This is a genomic window from Pseudomonas izuensis (assembly GCF_002356535.2).
Lineage (GTDB): Bacteria > Pseudomonadota > Gammaproteobacteria > Pseudomonadales > Pseudomonadaceae > Aquipseudomonas > Aquipseudomonas izuensis.
The window spans coordinates 2,730,078-2,747,622 of record NZ_AP017423.2 but is presented as its reverse complement, the minus strand read 5'-3'; the positions used below and the strand labels follow the sequence as shown (position 1 = coordinate 2,747,622).

Below are 17,545 nucleotides of genomic sequence, written 5' to 3'. Positions count from 1 at the left end.
TTCTCCACAGGACGATGCGCGTCCGAGATGAGTTGATCGGTGCTTGCTTAACGAGCGAAATCCATGATGGTCAGCGCAGTTTCCGAGCGGAAAACCTTGTCCTCTTCAGCGGCCAGACGCTGGGCACTGAATTGCGGATCGACGCCACCACCACGAATGCCTTCAGCCGACACCAGCTTCAGTTCTCGCACGCTCTGACCAGAAGCAAACAGGCAATGCCCGGTGCGCTGACCGGATAGCTCACTGACCATGTAAAGCACCACCTGGGCCACATGCTCGGGCGCCAACTGAGCCTTGCTGATTTCGTCCATCAATGGCGCGGTCAGCGCGGAAACCGCGGCCGGTGCGAGAGTCCAGACCCGCACGCCGAATTTGGCAGCCTCGATCGCCAGCACATTGGAGAAACCCCAGGCACCACATTTGGACGCCGCGTAGTTGGCCTGGCCAAAATTGCCAACCAACCCGGACGTGGAAGAGGTGTTGACGATGACTCCGCCACCGTTTTCCTTCATCCAGCCAAATACCGGTTGTGTGACGGCGTACATGCTCTTGAGGTTGACCGCGATGACCGCATCCCAATCCGCTTCGCTCAACTTGAGGAACGATTTGTCACGAAGGATCCCGGCGTTGTTGATCAGGATATCGGCACGACCGAAATGCTCCAGCGCGGTTGCGCACAAGGTCTGGCCACCTTCGACGGTCGAGATGTCCTGGGTGTGGGCGACTGCCTGGCCACCGCTGTCGCGAATCCCCTGAGCCACTGACTCGGCAATATAAGCACCGTTTTCGTCGCGACCCAGGTCATTGACCACAATGGCCGCGCCCTCGGCGGCCAGCAACGCTGCATAGGCAGCACCCAGCCCGCGCCCGGCACCGGTGATGATTGCGACTTTCCCACTCAATAAAGCCATTGTCTGTCTCCAAAACGTTCTTGTTATGAGCGAGGCCTCGGACACCCAACTGAACCTCAGTCATTAATTTATGCCGAATGGCCTGTTTTTAGCGGCCTCACATGAATACTACACCGCATAACTGACTATTTGACAGTTTTAATGTTAAAGGCAATGCTATGGCTCAGCAACCACCCTGGCCGAGGAATAAAACGTGTCTCTCGATTACCAACGTATAAAAAACTGGCCCATACCAGAGGCCAGGCAAACCTACAGCGAACGCGACACCATCCTTTATGCATTGGGTGTCGGTGCCGCTACCTGCAACCCTCTCGCCGCCGAAGACCTGCAGTACGTCTACGAGACTGGCTTGAAGGCGTTGCCGACCATGGCCAGCATCCTGGCCGGCGGCGCATCCTGGCTGGCCGACCCGGAAACCGGAATCGACCTGAGCAAGGTCCTGCATGGCGAACAGTTCCTGACCCTGCATCAGCCCCTACCCGCCCACGGTGAAGTGATCGGCCGCGACCAGGTCGACGAAATTTTCGACAAGGGTGCTGACAAGGGTGCGGTGATGTACATGTCGCGGCGCATCTACTGCGCGCGCACTGAGACGCTACTGGCGACCTCGAAGTGGTCGACTTTCATGCGTGGTAACGGCGGCTTCGGTGGCTCGGCCGAAGGCCAGCCCAAGCCGCACCCAATCCCTACGGACCGGCCTTGCGATTTGAGCATCGAGCTGGAAAGCCGTCCTGAGCAGGCCGTGATTTATCGCCTGTCCGGAGACTTGAATCCCTTGCACATCGACCCGGCCTTTTCCGCCCTCGCCGGATTCGACAAGCCGATCCTGCACGGAATGAGCAGCTATGGAATGGCTGGCAGAGCATTGATCAAGCTGCTTTGCGACAACGACCCCGCTCGACTGCGGGTGCTGAACTTGCGCTTCGCCGCACCCATGTACCCCGGTGAAACGTTGCGTATCGAAGCCTGGCGCGAAGGCCCCGGACACGCTTCCTTCAGAGTTACCGCTACACAGCGCGACATCACCATCCTCAACAACGGTTACGTTGAGTTCGACGCATGACTGACAACAGGAAAACCATCATGGAATACCAAGACATCAGCTACGAAATCATCGGCCACGTGGCCCGCATCAGTCATAACCGGCCAGGCAATGCCAACGCCGAATCGGAAAACCTGCTCGCCGAACTCGACCACGCACTGGATCTGGCGAAAAAGGACGACAATGTCCGCGTGCTTATCATTGGCGCCATAGGCAAGCACTTTTCCGCTGGGCACGACTTGATGGATGGCATGGAAAAACGCGGCGAATTCTCGCCCGAGCAGCACTGGTTGTGGGAAAGCGAACATTACCTGGGCAACGCTCTGCGTATCTGGGACTTTCCAAAACCAACGATCGCTCAGGTACAAGGTGCCTGCATCGCCGGTGGTTTCATGGTCGCCAACATGTGCGACATCATGATCGCTGCCGACGACGCCTTCTTCAGCGACCCGGTGGCCCATAGCCTGGCAGCGGCCTCGGTGGAAACACTGGTCCATCCTTGGGTAATGGGCATTCGCAAAGCCAAGGAATTTCTGTTCACCGGGCAGAGAATCAGCGCAACCGAAGCCAAGGAATGGGGCATGGTCAACCATGTGGTGCCACGCGCGGAACTTGAGCAATACACCATGAACATGGCCGAGCACATCGCCAAGGCACCGCCCATTGGCTTGCGTATGCTCAAGCGCTCGATCAATCGCTCGGCTGACATCATGGGTTTCCGCAATTCGATCATGGCGCACTTCGACACTCACATCCTCAGCACCTCGACCAACGAGCACTACGCCGTAGCCGCCGCTGGCATGCGCGCCTCGCTGGAAGCCGCCAAGAAAGCCCAATCCTGAGCCCCAACGGGCAGGCCTGCGGGCCTGCCCATCCGTGTCATCGCCTGGAGCAACCGTAGTGTCCCTTGATTATCAAACGCTAATAAACTGGCCGTTTGCGGCCTCCACTCGCACCTACGGCAGAGCTGACAACATTCGCTTCGCCAAAGGTTTCGGTGCGGGCGTCGACCCCGGCTGGCAGGACATTGATAGCCGTTTTATCGATGACAACCCGGCATTGACCGCCCTGCCAATGAGTGCCGTAGCCTTGGCTGATGGTGAGTTCTGGCAGCAAGATCCGCGCAGCGGGATCGTCTGGCAGCAGATGGTGCATGCCCAGGAGAGCCTGCGTGTACATCGCCCTCTGCCGGTAGAAGGAAGCGTGGTACTGACCCAGAAGATCAAAGACGTGTTCGATCGAGGGGACAAAGGCGCCTTGATGGTGCAGGAGCAACTGCTCAGCGATGAGCAGGGTCATCCGCTGGTGAGCATCGAAGTGACCACGGTATTGCGTGGTAACGGCGGTTTTGGCGGCCAGCCACAACCCTCACAGCGCCCGGAAGCGATTCCTGATCGCAGCCCTGATTGCACGCTGGAAATCCGCACCCCCGAGGGCGCCGACACCTTGTTCCGGTTATCGGCCGACATTGCGGTCGCCGCGCAGGCGCAAGGGGACACGCAGCAATACATGCTGCGCGGATTGGGCTGTTTTGGTTTGGCCGGGCGAGGTGCTTTGCTAATGGCCTGCGACAATGAACCCGATCGCCTGCGCGCCATTGGCGTGCGCTATGCCGGGCCGATGCTGACAAGTGAAACCATGCGCATCGACTTGTGGCACGTGCGCTCGGGTTTTGCGCTGTTCAAGATGCACGCCTGCGAACGCGATGCGCCGGTGCTGAGCCACGGCTTCATCGAGTTCGACCCAGCCTGAAATCAAGGCTGGGGTTCAGTCTCCTCCGGGGCCACAGCGTCTTCAGCTGTGGCTTTGGAAGCGCCATTTTTGGGTTTGGTCAGAGCTGCCGCCCTCATGCTGGCACTGTCGGTGGGTTGCCCGATCAGAGTCTGTACGACTATTCGAGCAATGGCCGCATTGACACGCTTGGCACCAAGCCCTCGCTCCATGACCACCGGATCCAACGCCGCCAAGCGCTCCATTGCCGCATGCAATACAGTGGCCTCCGCATATGCGTCGCTTTTTTTGCGTCCGCCCATGGGTGGATTGACCGCAAGGATCAGCTTGGCAAAGCGTTCGATGAACGGGATATAGGTGTTCATACGCAGCTCTTCGAAACGAGGGTCGCCACGGTCGGCTTCCAGGTTCCGATAACGCAACACCTCGCGATGACGACTCCAGACCATGTTCAATGATTCGATAATACCCAGCGCTTCTTCCTCGTAACGCGCAGGGTTCCAGGGCTTTTCAAGCAAGCGTGCTACTTCAGCCATCTCCTCGCCGGCATCAAGACTCAGTGCATACAGCACATCCTGCACATCATCGAAATACATATAAAAACTTGCCGATGACGTACTCGCCGCCTTGGCAATGGCCACTGCGGTGATATCCGGCAGCGGGTGCGTATAGAGCAATCGGCGTGTGGCGGACATCAGCCGCTGCCGGGTTTCCAAGCCTTTGCGTCCGAGCGTCTGGCCCTGCTTGTTCATCGTGACGTCGTTTGCCATGGGTTGAGTCTCGCTCCATCAAATCGAAAAAATGCGGGTATCGCTGATCCGAAAACAAAAAAGCTGCATCAACCGGTTCTTGGCTCCAGTCGGCTCCAAAAAACAACAATCGAACAGCTATTGGTGAAACCTATACAAACTGGCCTGCGCACGCAACTGTTGTTTCCCTATCGATTATCTACCTAAGCGGCGAAACGACGGCTTGCCGCACCAAATCAATAACTGACATAATGACAGTTATTATGATAGCGTCACCAAGCCAAGCAGATACACAATCCAAATCGGAAACCGCACTCAATACGCAGGAGACGGGCATGCCATCCATGGTTCAAGACAAAGTCGTCGTTATCACCGGGGCCGGTAGTGGGATTGGCCGCGAATATGCACTCGCTTTTGCCGCCGAGGGCGCGCGGGTGGTCGTCAATGACCTGGGGCGCACCCCCGATGGCGGCAGCGCTGCCGAGGCAGTCGCCGAAGAAATACGCCAGGCTGGCGGTGAAGCCGTGGCCAGCATTGAGAGCGTCGCCCAGTGGGACTCCGCACACCGCATCGTCGAATGTGCACTGGATCAGTTCGGTCGAATCGATACGGTCATCAACAACGCCGGCATTGTGCGCGACCGCTTCTTCTTCAAGATGAGCCTTGAAGAATGGCAGGCGGTGGTCGACGTGCACCTCAATGGCTCGTTCTACGTCGCCCGTGCCGCCGCCCCCTATTTCAAGGAGCAGGCCAGCGGTAGCTACATCCATATGACCTCCACCAGTGGCCTGATCGGCAACCCCGGACAAGCCAACTACGCAGCAGCCAAAATGGCCGTGGTCGGGCTCTCCAAAAGCATCGCACTGGACATGAAGCGCTACAACGTGCGTTCGAACTGCATCGCCCCCTGGGCGTGGACCGCCATGACCGCTTCAGTGCCGACCGACACCCCCGAAGCCGCTGCGCGCATGGAAAAACTCAAACTCATGGAGCCGCGCAAGATTGCCCCGTTGGCCGTGTACCTGGCGAGCGACGCGGGGGCCGGTGTTTCCGGGCAGATTTTCGGTGTGCGCGCTAACGAGATTTATCTGTTCTCGCAATCCCGGGTCATCCGCTCGGTGCATCGCAGCGAGGGCTGGACCGCAGAAACCATCGCCGAGCACGCGATACCGGCCATGCAGACCTCCTTTTATGCGAACACGCCATCACCAGAGCTGACTACCTGGGATCCGATCTGATCCCTCGTTCCCGACTTTGCAACCAGACACGAGATAACAAGATGAGCGAACCAGAAACCATTGGCATTGGCTTTCCCTGGGAAGACCTCCCGGTAGGGCGCACTTTCAAAACACTCGGGCGTACCGTGACCGAGGCCGACATTGTCAACTTCATTTCTGCGACCGGGATGCTCGAAGTGTTGTTCACCAACGTCGAGTTCCTCAAGGAGGCCGGATTCAATGGCCGCCTGGTACCGGGTGGGCAAGTGTTCTGCTTCGCGGAGGGGCTTCTTTTCCAGACCGCCCTGCAAGGTGTTGGCGTGGCTTTTCTGCACACGGAGCTGGATATCAAAGGGCCGACCTTTGCCGGCGACACTCTGCATGTTGAGGTCGAAGTCATTGAATCCAGGGCAAGTAAAGGCAAGCCTGGCATGGGGCTGGTGCGCACCCGCAACCAAGTAGTCAAACAGGACGGCACCGTAGTGATGGTGTATACGCCGCTGCGCCTGGTAAAGGGCCGCGCCAATCTGGCCGGCTGAACCCACTCAACGAGGCCACCCGATGAAACAAGTACGCTTGTATGGCATTCAAGATCTGCGAGTCGTCGACGTGCCGATGCCTGAGGCCGGTCCGCTCGATGTGATTGTAAAGGTCGCTATGTTTGGCATCTGCGGTAGCGATCTTGGCTTTGCCCGCGACGGTTACATTGGTCGACCGGGTGGTCAGCCCTTACCGCTGGGACATGAGCTGGTTGGCACCATTCACGCCGTCGGCAGTGATGTGCAAAATATCCAGCCAGGCCTGCGAGTGGTGGTAGACCCCATGAAGGGCTCGAGCCGCATTGGTACAGGGGACCCTGACCACGGCGGCTTTGCCGAGTACTTGCTGGTGCGAAATGCACGACTGGGCGAAACGCTGTTCCCCTTGACCGACTCGCTGGACTTCCAGCGTGCCGTACTGACCGAACCCATTGCTGTGGGCATGCATGGCCTGAACCAGGCTGGCGTCAACACTCAAGATCGTGCCGTTGTCTTTGGGGCAGGCCCGATTGGCCTAGGTGTAATAGCCGCATTGAAGTACCGCGGAGTGGCCAAAGTGGTTGCCGTGGACTTAACCGACGAGCGACTGGAGCGCGCCCGTCAACTGGGAGCGGACCATGTCATCAACCCCGGTCGTGCCGATTTGCAATCAACACTCCAGGAATACCTGGGCATGCGAACCGCCAAGCTCACTGGGCTACCCGTAGTCGATGCCTCGTTGTACATCGACTGTGCCGGGCATGGCCCGCTGCTGGAGCAAATGGTGGACATGGCCGGGGAAAAATCACGGATCGTGGTACTGGCGACGCACAAGAAGCCGGTTCAACTGAACATGATCCAGGTGATGATCAAGGAGCTCGTACTGATCGGCTCCCTCTCCTATCCCGATGAATTTCCGGAAGTCATCGAGATGCTCAGCGATTCACAGCTCGATATCACCCCAATGCTCAGCCACTCGTTCGATTTCGCTCAGTTCGCCGAAGCCTTTGCCATGGCCCAGGTCCCCGAACTGTCCGCCAAAGTCGTCGTCAGGGTGGCGTGACACTTAAACGACGACTCTCCATTTCCACGCGTTAAGAAGGTGCACGACGATCATGAAAAAGTGGCAATGTTTTTTTTGCAGTTACATCTACGACGAAGCACTCGGCGCGCCGGCCGAGGGCATTCCCGCCGGCACGCGTTGGGAAGATGTCTCCGAAGACTGGATTTGCCCGGAATGCGGCGCCACCAAAGAAGACTTCGCCATGCTGGAAATCGCCTGAAACAGGCCGTCGCCGGGAGACTGTAAATGAGCCAACCTGAATCCAGCTGCACCCTGATTGTCGGCAGCGGCCATGCCGGCTGCGAAGCGGCCATTTCGCTGCGCCAGAACGGTTACACCGGGCGCGTCGTTCTGATTGGCAATGAAGTCAGCCTGCCCTATCAGCGCCCTCCCCTGTCCAAAGGCTTTCTGGCCGGTACGGTCGATGATCAGGCCTTGCTCATTCGTCCCGCCGATGCTTATGAAAAGGCCAACATCGAGACGCGTCTCGGCGTTCAGGTGGTGAGCCTGAACGCCGCACAAAAGACCATTGAATTGTCCGATGGCAGCAGCCTGGGCTACAGCCATTTGATTCTCGCCACCGGCAGCCGGCCGAGACAACTTGCCATCCTGGACTCAGAGCGCCCCCTGGCAAACGTGCATTATTTGCGCACCCTCGCTCATGCGCAGCAGATGCGCGAGCAAATGCTCGAAGGCAAACGCCTGGTCATCATTGGTGGAGGTTACATTGGCCTGGAGGTCGCTGCCGTGGCGCTCAAGCGAGGGCTCAAGGTCAGTTTGATAGAAAGCATGGACCGGCTTCTGGCACGTGTAACAGCCCCGGATGTCTCCAGTTTCTATCAGCACGTTCATCAGGCTGAAGGGGCAAAACTGCACCTCAATGCCCAACTCGATCGTTTGAATCTCGACACCACGGGTGAACGGGTTGAATCGGTTCAACTCAGCGATGGCAGTGTGTTCCCCGCCGACCTGGTTTTGGTTGGGATCGGTGCCATTGCCAATACCGAGCTGGCCGAGCAAGCGGGACTAGAAATCGACAATGGCATTGTGGTCGATGAGTACACTTACACCAGCGACCCATTCATTCATGCCATTGGTGATTGCTGCAGTCATCCAAGCGAGCTCTACGGTCGCCGGCTGCGCCTGGAGTCTATTCCTAATGCCGTTGAGCAAGCCCGGACGGCGGCACTGGCGATCTGCGCCAAGCCCTTGCCCTATCGTTCGGTACCTTGGTTCTGGTCCGATCAGTACGACCTGAAACTGCAAACTGTCGGCTTGTCACAGGGTCACGACCAGACCTGCCTGCGCGGCTCACCGGCTTTGCGTTCGTTTGTTGTGTTCTACCTGCGCGAGGGCATGGTGATTGCCGCAGACTGCATCAATCGCCAATCGGAATTCGCCTTGATCAAGAAGCTCGTTCAGGGACGACAAAAACCCGACATCCCAAGCCTTGTCGACGATTCAATGTCACTCAAGGACATCCTCGCTCAAATGACTACCCCCGCCTGAGTAATGCAGGCCGCAGCGCCGGTTATCCGGCGCCGCTCTCTCACACCTTACGGCTTGTCCTGGTAGTAACCGACAGCGACCAGATACGAACCTACCCGGCGGAAAAACGCATGCTTGTTCTCGACCCGGTTGGTCAATGGATTTGTCCAAAGGTATTGATACTCTCCTGTCCCCTTGCGCTGAGATATGCGCAGAATGGGTGCCCCTAATGGCTGACCATGGGCGTCCTTGAGGGTACTGAAATCCACGCCCAGCAAACGCTTATTGAGGCCATGAGCAACAAAGCGCCGACTGTTCAGATCAATCACGTAAGGGTACAGATCATCCTGACGAAACGCCGGGTTCGCCTGATTGATGGCATCAAGCGTGGAAGCAGGGTTGGATGCGATGGCATCCGCAACCTTGTCGAGCATCAACCGGGCATTTTCCGCAGACTCCCGTGAAATGAAGTAGCCCACGGCGAAGAGTTTGTCATCGACGCGACGGTAGTAGACGACCTTGTTCTCGTCGCGGTCGCCACTCCAGTTTTTCCAGTGGTATTGAGCCTTCCGCACGCCCTGGCCTGACTCGGTCCGCAGGGCCTCGGAGAAAGCCGTCTTCAATTCTTTTGGCAAGACCTCACCGACGTTCTTCCCGATCAGATAACTGGACGGACCGCCACTTGCCAGCATTACGCCACTGGTATTGAGCACCAGCACATAACAGTTGTTATCAACAAAATCCCCCTGGCGACTGAAAGCCGCCATGGCACTTTCGTGATGCTCCTGATAATAAAGAACTGCACGCTCAAGCAGAGCCCTTGCCCCCTGACCATCGTCCTGAGGCTCTGCGGCCCCGGCCTGAACGGTTATCAGCAGAAATATCCAGCACGCTACCCACCTGCCCGCCCCTTGAAACAGTTTCATGCCCTGCACCTGCACCTGCACCGTTAGATAAAGTTACAAATTAACTGACATAGTATCATTTGCCCTGGGCAGCCATTCAACTTCCATGATGCACGGTGGTGCAGCTTGTCAGCGATAAAGTCATTAACTAACAATGTGTCGGTTATTGCTTGCCGAGACACGGCAAAAGCCTTAATGTTCTCCCAGCTAAAAACAAAAACCTGAAGCAGCCCGTGATGCTGGCCCTGCCTGGCCAGCGGCAGCATACGAAATGGAGACAGCAGCCAATGAAAGTCGATGACTTGATCCTGATTAGCGTTGACGACCACATCGTAGAGCCTCCCACCATGTTCGATCAGCACCTGACAGTGGAGCAAAAAGCCTTCGCTCCCAAAGTGCTCAAAGACAAGAATGGTGCGGACTACTGGCTCTTCGAAGGCCGTCGCGCTGGCAATATCGGATTGAATGCCGTGGTCGGGCGCAACCGCGAAGAATATGGCTGCGAGCCCATTTCATTCGAGCAAATGCGCAGAGGCGCATGGGATATCAAGGCGCGCATCGATGACATGAACGCCAACGGCCTGCTGGCTTCGTTGAACTTCCCTAGCGTCGTGACCTTCGATGGCAGTCTGTTCCACCAGTTCGATAACAAGAAAAACGCGTTGACCCTGCTCAAGGCCTACAACGACTGGCATATCGACGAATGGTGCGGCAGCTTCCCGGGACGCAACATTCCCAATGCCATTGTTCCGTACTGGGACATCAACGCTACCGTCGAGGAAATCAAGCGTGTGGTTGCCAAGGGCTGCCACGCCATCAGCTTCACCGACAACCCGTCCCTCAAAGGCCAGCCGAGCCTGCATGACGCCCACTGGGAGCCACTGTGGAAGGTCTGCGCGGAAAACAAGGTCGTCATCAATATTCATATCGGTTCCGGCGCCCAGGCTCCGCATGCCTCAATGGACACTCCGATCGACGCATGGATCATCACCATGCCGATTTCCATCGTCAATTCGGCGGCCGACTGGCTCCACCTCAAGGCCTTGCAGCGTTATCCGGACCTGAAGATCGCCTTGTCCGAAGGCGGCATTGGCTGGATTCCATACTTCCTGGAGCGCGCAGACTTCGTGCACGACCACCACCGCGCCTGGACCTATGCCGATTTCGGTGGCAAGAAGCCAAGCGAAGTGTTCCGCGAGCATTTCCTCACATGCTTTATCGATGACAAGTTCGGCCTGAAGAACCTCGAAGACATCGGCGAAGACAACGTGGCCTACGAGTGCGATTACCCGCACTCCGATACCGTCTGGCCAGAGTGCCCCGATCGCCTGATCGAAACAGTCTCCCACCTGCCGGCCAGCACCATCGACAAGATCACCCATGGCAACGCCATGCGTCTCTACAACTTCGATGCGTTCAGCCTGATGGGAGGTCGCAATAATTGCACCGCGGGCGCGCTGCGCGCTCAGGCAACCCACATTGACACCCGTCCGCAATCGTTCGGTGGCCCGGCGCCGCTGGCTGAAGGCGAAACCCGTCGCTGTGTGACCTCGGGCGACATCATCAAGATGTTCACCCAGGTATCCAAGGAAGACGGCAAAATCGAAGCGTGAAGCAAAAAACCCTCACGGCTAAGCCGTGAGGGGCATCCAACTCAATGATCGACATCGATCTGCGAATGAAAACCTGCGTTGATCAGGTTTTGATACTTGTTTAAATAATCGTAAGGGTAATGGGCAGCCGGCTTGCCTGACGCACCCAGTTCGGCCAGACACGCCGAGTCCAGATCAAACTCAAGACACCCCATATTGTCCACTAACTGAGCATGCGTCCTCACGCCCAACAGCGGAATGACATCCGGTTGTGCACGCAACCAGTTCAAGGCAACTTGCGCAGGAGTCCTGTCAATTTTCCTGGCGATTTTGCCTACGGCCTCGGCCATGACCAGCCCGCGCTCATCCAGTGATTTCATTGCCGCGACATCCAGACGCTTTCTCTCGCCCCCCGCTACTTCGGTGCTGTACTTGCCGCTTAGGATCCCGCTCGCCAATGGAGACCAGGCAGCCAGACTCAACCCTTCGCTGCGGCACATCGGCAACACTTCATGTTCGATCGAACGCTCGAGCAAGTTGTACTCGGCCTGCATGGCGATAAAGGGTGTCCAGCCGTTGGCACGCGCCAATGTATTGCATTTAGCCACAACCCAGGCGGGGGTGTTGGAAATACCGAGGTAAAGCACCTTGCCCTGTCTGACCAGGTCATCCAGAGCTCGCAGCATTTCCTCGATCGGCGTCAATGCGTCCCAAGCGTGAACCCAGAGCAAATCGATATAGTCGGTACCCAGTCGTCGCAAGCTTGCTTCGACCGAGCGGTGCAGGCTTTTACGATGATTGCCGCCGGCGTTGATGTCCTGGCCACCCGGAAGTGCCAGGGAATATTTGGTGGTTACCACCATTTGATCGCGATGGCCCTGCAACAATCGCCCCAGCATCTCTTCGCTGGCACCGCCTGCATAGATTTCATTGGCGGTATCAAGGAAGTTGCCGCCTTGATCGCGATAGTGCGAATAAAGCCTCGCCGCTTCGACTTCCTCCGTGCCCCATCCTTGGTTGCCGAATGTCATGGTACCCAGGCACAGCTCCGACACCCGCAGACCGGATCTTCCCAAAAGCTTGTAACGCATGATGCCTCCTTCAACGGTCAGCAAGGCGAGCTGACGCCCGCCTCGCTGCAAGTGGATCAGACCAGCTGTTCAAATTCCGGCACAGCTTCGAACAGATCTGCCACCAGGCCGTAATCGGCCACCTGGAAGATCGGCGCTTCTTCGTCCTTGTTGATCGCAACGATCACTTTGGAGTCTTTCATGCCGGCCAGGTGCTGGATCGCGCCGGAGATACCGACGGCGATGTACAGCTGAGGCGCAACGATCTTGCCGGTCTGACCGACCTGCATGTCGTTGGGTACGAAGCCTGCATCGACCGCAGCGCGCGAAGCACCCACGCCAGCGCCCAGCTTGTCGGCCAGGGCGTACAGGTGTTTGAAGTTGTCACCGTTCTGCATGCCACGGCCGCCAGAAACGACGATCTTGGCAGCGGTCAGTTCAGGACGATCGGACTTGGCCAATTCTTCGCCAACGAAGCTGGAGATGCCAGCGTCGCGTGCAGCAGCAACGGCTTCAACAGCGGCCGAACCACCGGTCGCGGCAACCGGGTCGAAACCGGTGGCACGCACGGTGATCACCTTGACCGCAGCGTTCGACTGAACGGTAGCGATGGCGTTACCGGCGTAGATCGGACGCTTGAAGGTGTCAGCGCTTTCTACCGAGATGATCTCGGAGATCTGGTCAACGTCCAATGCAGCGGCAACGCGCGGCAGGATGTTTTTGCCGTTGGAAGTAGCGGCAGCCAGGATGTGGCTGTAGCCCTTGCCCAACTCGGATACCAGAGGGGCAACGTTTTCCGGCAGCTGGTGAGCGTAAGCGGCGTTATCGGCCACCAACACTTTCGCCACGCCAGCCACTTGTGCAGCGGCTTCAGCCACGGCGCCAGCGCCCTGACCTGCAACCAGAACGTGGATGTCGCCGCCGATTTTGGCAGCGGCGGCAACGGTATTCAGCGTGGCCGGAGCCAGCACTTTGTTGTCGTGCTCGGCAATAACCAGAATTGTCATTTAGATCACCTTCGCTTCGTTTTTCAGTTTCTCGACCAGCTCAGCCACCGACTTGACCATGATGCCGGCACTACGGGAAGCCGGCGCTTCGACTTTCACGATCTTGTTGGTGGAGGCGGTGGAAACGCCCAAAGCGTCCGGAGTCAGCGTCTCGAGAGGCTTCTTCTTGGCTTTCATGATGTTTGGCAGAGACGCATAACGCGGCTCGTTCAAACGCAGGTCGGTGGTGACGATGGCCGGCAGTTTCAGGGAAACGGTCTGCGCGCCGCCGTCGATTTCGCGGGTCACGGTAACGCTGTCGCCGCTGATTTCGACTTTCGAAGCGAACGTGCCCTGACCGTAGCCGCTCAGTGCCGCGAGCATCTGGCCAGTCTGGTTGTTGTCGCTGTCGATGGCCTGCTTGCCAAGGATCACCAGCCGGGGCTGTTCCTTGTCGACAACGGCTTTCAACAGTTTGGCCACGGCCAGGGACGTCAGCTCTTCGGCGGATTCAACGAGGATTGCGCGGTCGGCACCCAGAGCCAGCGCGGTGCGCAGCTGCTCCTGAGCGGCGGACGGGCCTACGGAAACGACGACGACTTCAGTCGCGACGCCCTTCTCTTTAAGGCGTACGGCTTCTTCCACTGCGATTTCGCAGAATGGGTTCATCGACATCTTGACGTTGGCGAGGTCGACGCCGGAATTGTCCGCTTTGACGCGAACCTTGACGTTGTAATCGACCACTCGTTTGAGAGGGACCAGGATTTTCATGTGCATTCTCTATTTGGCGATAACAGGAAAAAAAGGCCGAAATGACCTGCACTCCACTCTTGTTCCCGCCTGAAAAAATGTCAACATCTAAGGCGCCAATAACTGACATTTTGTTATTTTTTTGATAAAAAGCCAGCTATAGTATGAACGTCACCCTTCGACTGAATCCTGGAGGTACACCCCATGCTTTACGCCTATCAACAATATTTGATGGCCTGTGAAAAAGCAGGCATGGCACCGAGATTCCTGAATGCAGAGCAAACAAATGGCCTGATTGAGCTGCTTCAGAACCCACCAGCATTTGAAGAGGCTGTGCTGGTCGACCTGTTTGCCAATAAGGTTTCGAGTGAAACGAAAGCCATGAAGCTGAAAAAGAGTTATCTCCAGGCAATTATCTCTGGCGAAATCTACTGCCCAATCATTGGAAAGCAACGGGCCAGCGAGATGCTGGAGCAATCGCCGGACGATGCCGAACTCATGTAAGGGATTTTCCAATGCCTCGCTTCAGACAGCGTGCCTCGGAGGAGCTTCAGGCTGGGGACAGCTTCACAGCTTCCCGCCGCTTTAACCTTGAAGACATCCAGCTTTTCACGAGATTTTCTCGGGACTATCAACCTGCATTTTTCGATGTGTGTTGTGCCGAGGCCGCTGTTTTTAAAGCACGTGTTTCCCATGAGTTGTTGACGGCCAGCCTGGTCACCGAAATCGGCAGGAAAATTGGCTGGGTAGGTGACCGCATCACCTTCCACTTCACGCAGCCGGCCTATACCGGGGACATGATCACCTGCCACTGGGTCATCAAGACTTTGAGCAATCAAGGCCGTGCAATCGCCAAAATCACGATGACCAACGAAGCGGGAGTGACAGTAATGGACGCCGAAGCCTGCGGGGTTGTTTCGTCGTTGGCCGGTCACAACAATAAGAAAGGGTTGTCTGCCCCAATATGAATATCCTTTACGACGAACGCGTTGATGGGGTTCTCCCCGCCACCGATAAACACGCGCTTTTGCAGGCATTGCGTGAGCAAATGCCCGACCTGGAAATCCTGCACTGCCAGGAAGAGCTCAAACCCTATGAGTGCGACGGTTTATCCGCCTACCGCACCACACCCATGCTGGTGGTGTTGCCTCGCGAAATCGAGCAGGTCGAAAAACTGCTGAAGATCTGCCATCAGCAGCGTGTTCCGGTGGTTCCTCGCGGAGCCGGCACAGGCCTGTCGGGCGGTGCACTGCCACTGGAAAAAGGCGTGCTGCTGGTAATGGCACGCTTCAACAAAATTCTTGAAATCGATCCCGCTGGGCGGTTTGCCCGCGTCCAGCCGGGAGTGCGCAACCTGGCGATCTCTCAGGCCGCCGCACCCCATGGTTTGTATTACGCCCCAGACCCCTCCTCGCAAATCGCCTGTTCCATCGGCGGCAACGTCGCGGAAAACGCTGGCGGTGTGCACTGCCTGAAATATGGCCTGACCGTGCACAACCTGCTGAAAGTGGAAATGCTCACGGTGGACGGCGAACGCCTGACCCTGGGCTGCAATGCCCTCGACTCGCCAGGTTTTGATCTGCTGGCACTGTTCACCGGCTCCGAAGGCATGCTCGGGGTGATCACGGAGGTGACCGTCAAGCTGCTACCCAAACCACAATCAGCCAAGGTGTTGCTGGCAGCATTTGACTCCGTGGAAAAAGCCGGTCGTGCAGTCGGCGATATCATTGCTGCCGGCATCATCCCCGGTGGCCTTGAGATGATGGATAACTTGGCCATTCGCGCCGCCGAGGACTTCATCCACGCCGGTTATCCAGTCGACGCCGAAGCCATCCTGCTGTGCGAACTTGACGGCGTCGAGGCCGATGTCGACGACGACTGCGAGCGCGTCCGACGAGTGCTGGAGCAAGCCGGTGCCACCGAAGTGCGCCAGGCCAAAGACGAAGCCGAACGCGTGCGCTTTTGGGCCGGACGCAAGAATGCCTTTCCCGCTGTCGGGCGCCTCTCGCCGGATTATTACTGCATGGATGGCACCATCCCGCGCCGCGAACTGCCCGGTGTTCTGCGGGCAATCGCCGAGTTGTCCGCCGAATACAATTTGCGCGTCGCCAACGTCTTCCACGCCGGCGACGGCAACATGCATCCGCTGATTCTGTTCGATGCCAACACGCCCGGAGAACTGGATCGCGCCGAAGCCCTGGGCGGCAAGATCCTCGAACTGTGCGTGAAGGTCGGTGGCAGCATCACCGGCGAACACGGTGTGGGCCGGGAGAAAATCAACCAGATGTGCGCACAGTTCAGCGGTGACGAATTGACTCTGTTCCACGCGGTCAAGGCGGCCTTCGACCCCAGCGGCCTGCTCAACCCCGGAAAGAACATTCCCACCTTGCATCGATGCGCCGAGTTCGGCGCCATGCATGTGCACATGGGGCAGTTACCCTTCCCTGAACTGGAGCGTTTCTAATGCCTGGCCAACATTCCAACGACGCTGGCGCAGCGCTTTTGCAACAGGTTGAGCATGCCCTGCGCAGCCATGTTCCATTGCGCATTCAGGGAGGCAACAGCAAAGCTCATCTGGGTCGCGATGTTAGCGGTCAATTGCTCGATACTCGCGCCCACCGCGGCATTGTGACCTACGACCCTACGGAACTGGTAATCACGGCACGCGCCGGCACGCCGTTGGCCGAATTGAACGCAACACTGGACGCCGCCGGGCAAATGCTGCCGTGCGAACCACCGCACAGCGATGACGGTGCCACCCTTGGCGGCATGGTCGCCGCAGGCCTGTCGGGGCCACGCAGACCGTGGGCCGGCTCGGTTCGCGACTACGTGCTGGGAACCCGTGTCATTACCGGTCATGGCAAGCATCTGCGCTTTGGTGGCGAAGTGATGAAGAACGTGGCGGGCTACGATTTGTCGCGCTTGATGGCAGGCAGTTTTGGCTGCCTGGGGCTGCTGACCGAAGTGTCCCTCAAGGTCCTGCCAAAGCCGCGACACAGCCTCAGTATCACCCTGGAAATGAGCACCGAGCAGGCCCTGCTGAAACTGGCGCAGTGGGGGCAGCAACCCATCCCCATCAGCGCGGCCAGTCATGACGGACAACGCTTGAATCTGCGTCTGGAGGGCGGCGAAGGCTCGGTAACGGCGGCGCATGATCGTTTGGGCGGCGAACTGCTCGACGCCGGTTACTGGAGCGAACTGAACGCCCAGCGCCTGGCATTTTTTGCCGATGACCGCCCGCTCTGGCGCCTGTCACTGCCGACCCACACCGGCCCTTTGAGCCTGCCAGGCGAGCAATTGATCGATTGGGGCGGTGCCCAGCGCTGGCTGAAATCCAGCGCCAACGCCGAGACCATCCGCGCCATTGCCAGTCAAGCTGGAGGACATGCCACCTGCCATGCAAATGCCGAGCAGCCCTTCCAGCCACTGGCGGCACCGCTGCTGCGCTACCAGCAATCGCTCAAGTCACAACTGGACCCACAAGGGATTTTCAATCCAGGCCGAATGTACGCAGAGATCTGAT

The 17,545-nt window shown here is 57.8% G+C and carries 19 protein-coding genes; 13 read left to right on the top strand and 6 right to left on the bottom strand.

The window, feature by feature from the left end; all coding sequences use genetic code 11:
* Positions 1-47: 47 nt before the first annotated feature.
* Positions 48-911, bottom strand: coding sequence for an SDR family NAD(P)-dependent oxidoreductase (locus tag LAB08_RS12355; protein WP_096511938.1), 864 nt, complete (start codon positions 909-911; stop codon positions 48-50).
* Between the two features lie 193 nt (positions 912-1,104).
* Between LAB08_RS12355 and LAB08_RS12350 the strand changes: the two genes are divergently transcribed.
* The 3 genes from LAB08_RS12350 to LAB08_RS12340 are packed head-to-tail and all read left to right on the top strand — an operon-like array spanning position 1,105 to position 3,705.
* On the top strand, positions 1,105-1,974 hold the full coding sequence (locus LAB08_RS12350; RefSeq protein ID WP_096511939.1) for a MaoC/PaaZ C-terminal domain-containing protein: 870 nt from the start codon (positions 1,105-1,107) through the stop codon (positions 1,972-1,974).
* 20 nt (positions 1,975-1,994) lie between these two features.
* Positions 1,995-2,795 carry an enoyl-CoA hydratase gene (locus tag LAB08_RS12345; RefSeq protein WP_096511940.1) on the top strand — a complete coding sequence of 267 codons (801 nt, stop codon included), beginning with the start codon at positions 1,995-1,997 and terminating at the stop codon, positions 2,793-2,795.
* A gap of 58 nt (positions 2,796-2,853) precedes the next feature.
* Positions 2,854-3,705, top strand: a complete 852-nt coding sequence (locus LAB08_RS12340) for a hotdog fold domain-containing protein (RefSeq protein ID WP_096511941.1) — start codon at positions 2,854-2,856, stop codon at positions 3,703-3,705.
* A 2-nt stretch (positions 3,706-3,707) separates the two neighbouring features.
* Here the strand turns inward: LAB08_RS12340 and LAB08_RS12335 are convergent, their stop codons facing one another.
* Positions 3,708-4,454 (bottom strand): TetR family transcriptional regulator, encoded by a 747-nt coding sequence (locus LAB08_RS12335; RefSeq protein ID WP_110963860.1) that lies wholly within the window; start codon positions 4,452-4,454, stop codon positions 3,708-3,710.
* 314 nt (positions 4,455-4,768) lie between these two features.
* Here LAB08_RS12335 and LAB08_RS12330 point away from each other — a divergent pair, with 314 nt between their 5' ends.
* From LAB08_RS12330 to LAB08_RS12310, 5 genes are read left to right on the top strand one after another with little or no spacing between them, the layout of a single operon-like run.
* Positions 4,769-5,671, top strand: a complete 903-nt coding sequence (locus tag LAB08_RS12330; protein ID WP_172901610.1) for an SDR family NAD(P)-dependent oxidoreductase — start codon at positions 4,769-4,771, stop codon at positions 5,669-5,671.
* A gap of 41 nt (positions 5,672-5,712) precedes the next feature.
* Positions 5,713-6,189 (top strand): MaoC family dehydratase, encoded by a 477-nt coding sequence (locus LAB08_RS12325; RefSeq protein WP_096511942.1) that lies wholly within the window; start codon positions 5,713-5,715, stop codon positions 6,187-6,189.
* A 22-nt stretch (positions 6,190-6,211) separates the two neighbouring features.
* Entirely contained in the window at positions 6,212-7,231 is a 1,020-nt protein-coding gene (locus LAB08_RS12320; protein ID WP_096511943.1) for a zinc-dependent alcohol dehydrogenase, read from the top strand.
* Between the two features lie 52 nt (positions 7,232-7,283).
* Complete coding sequence (locus tag LAB08_RS12315; RefSeq protein WP_090468934.1) at positions 7,284-7,451, top strand: rubredoxin; 168 nt, start codon at positions 7,284-7,286, stop codon at positions 7,449-7,451.
* 26 nt (positions 7,452-7,477) lie between these two features.
* The gene (locus LAB08_RS12310; protein ID WP_096511944.1) at positions 7,478-8,740 is read left to right on the top strand and encodes an NAD(P)/FAD-dependent oxidoreductase; all 1,263 of its coding nucleotides are present in this window, start codon (positions 7,478-7,480) and stop codon (positions 8,738-8,740) included.
* Between the two features lie 47 nt (positions 8,741-8,787).
* On the opposite strand, the gene LAB08_RS12305 is transcribed toward LAB08_RS12310, so the two are convergent.
* Positions 8,788-9,645 (bottom strand): cache domain-containing protein, encoded by an 858-nt coding sequence (locus LAB08_RS12305; protein ID WP_096511945.1) that lies wholly within the window; start codon positions 9,643-9,645, stop codon positions 8,788-8,790.
* A gap of 266 nt (positions 9,646-9,911) precedes the next feature.
* Here LAB08_RS12305 and LAB08_RS12300 point away from each other — a divergent pair, with 266 nt between their 5' ends.
* Entirely contained in the window at positions 9,912-11,237 is a 1,326-nt protein-coding gene (locus tag LAB08_RS12300; RefSeq protein WP_096511946.1) for an amidohydrolase family protein, read from the top strand.
* 41 nt (positions 11,238-11,278) lie between these two features.
* On the opposite strand, the gene LAB08_RS12295 is transcribed toward LAB08_RS12300, so the two are convergent.
* Genes LAB08_RS12295 through LAB08_RS12285 form a run of 3 tightly spaced genes read right to left on the bottom strand, consistent with a single transcriptional unit; the run spans position 11,279 to position 14,043 of the window.
* The gene (locus tag LAB08_RS12295) at positions 11,279-12,307 is read right to left on the bottom strand and encodes an aldo/keto reductase (RefSeq protein ID WP_096511947.1); all 1,029 of its coding nucleotides are present in this window, start codon (positions 12,305-12,307) and stop codon (positions 11,279-11,281) included.
* A gap of 56 nt (positions 12,308-12,363) precedes the next feature.
* On the bottom strand, positions 12,364-13,293 hold the full coding sequence (locus LAB08_RS12290; protein WP_096511948.1) for an electron transfer flavoprotein subunit alpha/FixB family protein: 930 nt from the start codon (positions 13,291-13,293) through the stop codon (positions 12,364-12,366).
* Positions 13,294-14,043 (bottom strand): electron transfer flavoprotein subunit beta/FixA family protein, encoded by a 750-nt coding sequence (locus tag LAB08_RS12285; protein WP_096511949.1) that lies wholly within the window; start codon positions 14,041-14,043, stop codon positions 13,294-13,296.
* A 183-nt stretch (positions 14,044-14,226) separates the two neighbouring features.
* On the opposite strand from LAB08_RS12285, the gene LAB08_RS12280 reads away from it, so the two are divergent.
* The 4 genes from LAB08_RS12280 to glcE are packed head-to-tail and all read left to right on the top strand — an operon-like array spanning position 14,227 to position 17,544.
* Positions 14,227-14,526, top strand: coding sequence for a hypothetical protein (locus LAB08_RS12280; protein ID WP_096511950.1), 300 nt, complete (start codon positions 14,227-14,229; stop codon positions 14,524-14,526).
* A gap of 11 nt (positions 14,527-14,537) precedes the next feature.
* A complete protein-coding gene (locus LAB08_RS12275) occupies positions 14,538-14,990 on the top strand; it encodes a MaoC/PaaZ C-terminal domain-containing protein (RefSeq protein ID WP_096511951.1) in 453 nt (150 codons plus the stop codon).
* The gene (glcD, locus tag LAB08_RS12270) at positions 14,987-16,486 is read left to right on the top strand and encodes a glycolate oxidase subunit GlcD (RefSeq protein ID WP_096511952.1); all 1,500 of its coding nucleotides are present in this window, start codon (positions 14,987-14,989) and stop codon (positions 16,484-16,486) included. The genes LAB08_RS12275 and glcD overlap by 4 nt, the downstream gene beginning before the upstream one ends.
* Complete coding sequence (glcE, locus tag LAB08_RS12265) at positions 16,486-17,544, top strand: glycolate oxidase subunit GlcE (protein ID WP_096511953.1); 1,059 nt, start codon at positions 16,486-16,488, stop codon at positions 17,542-17,544. The genes glcD and glcE overlap by 1 nt, the downstream gene beginning before the upstream one ends.
* The last annotated feature ends 1 nt before the right edge of the window (position 17,545 follow it).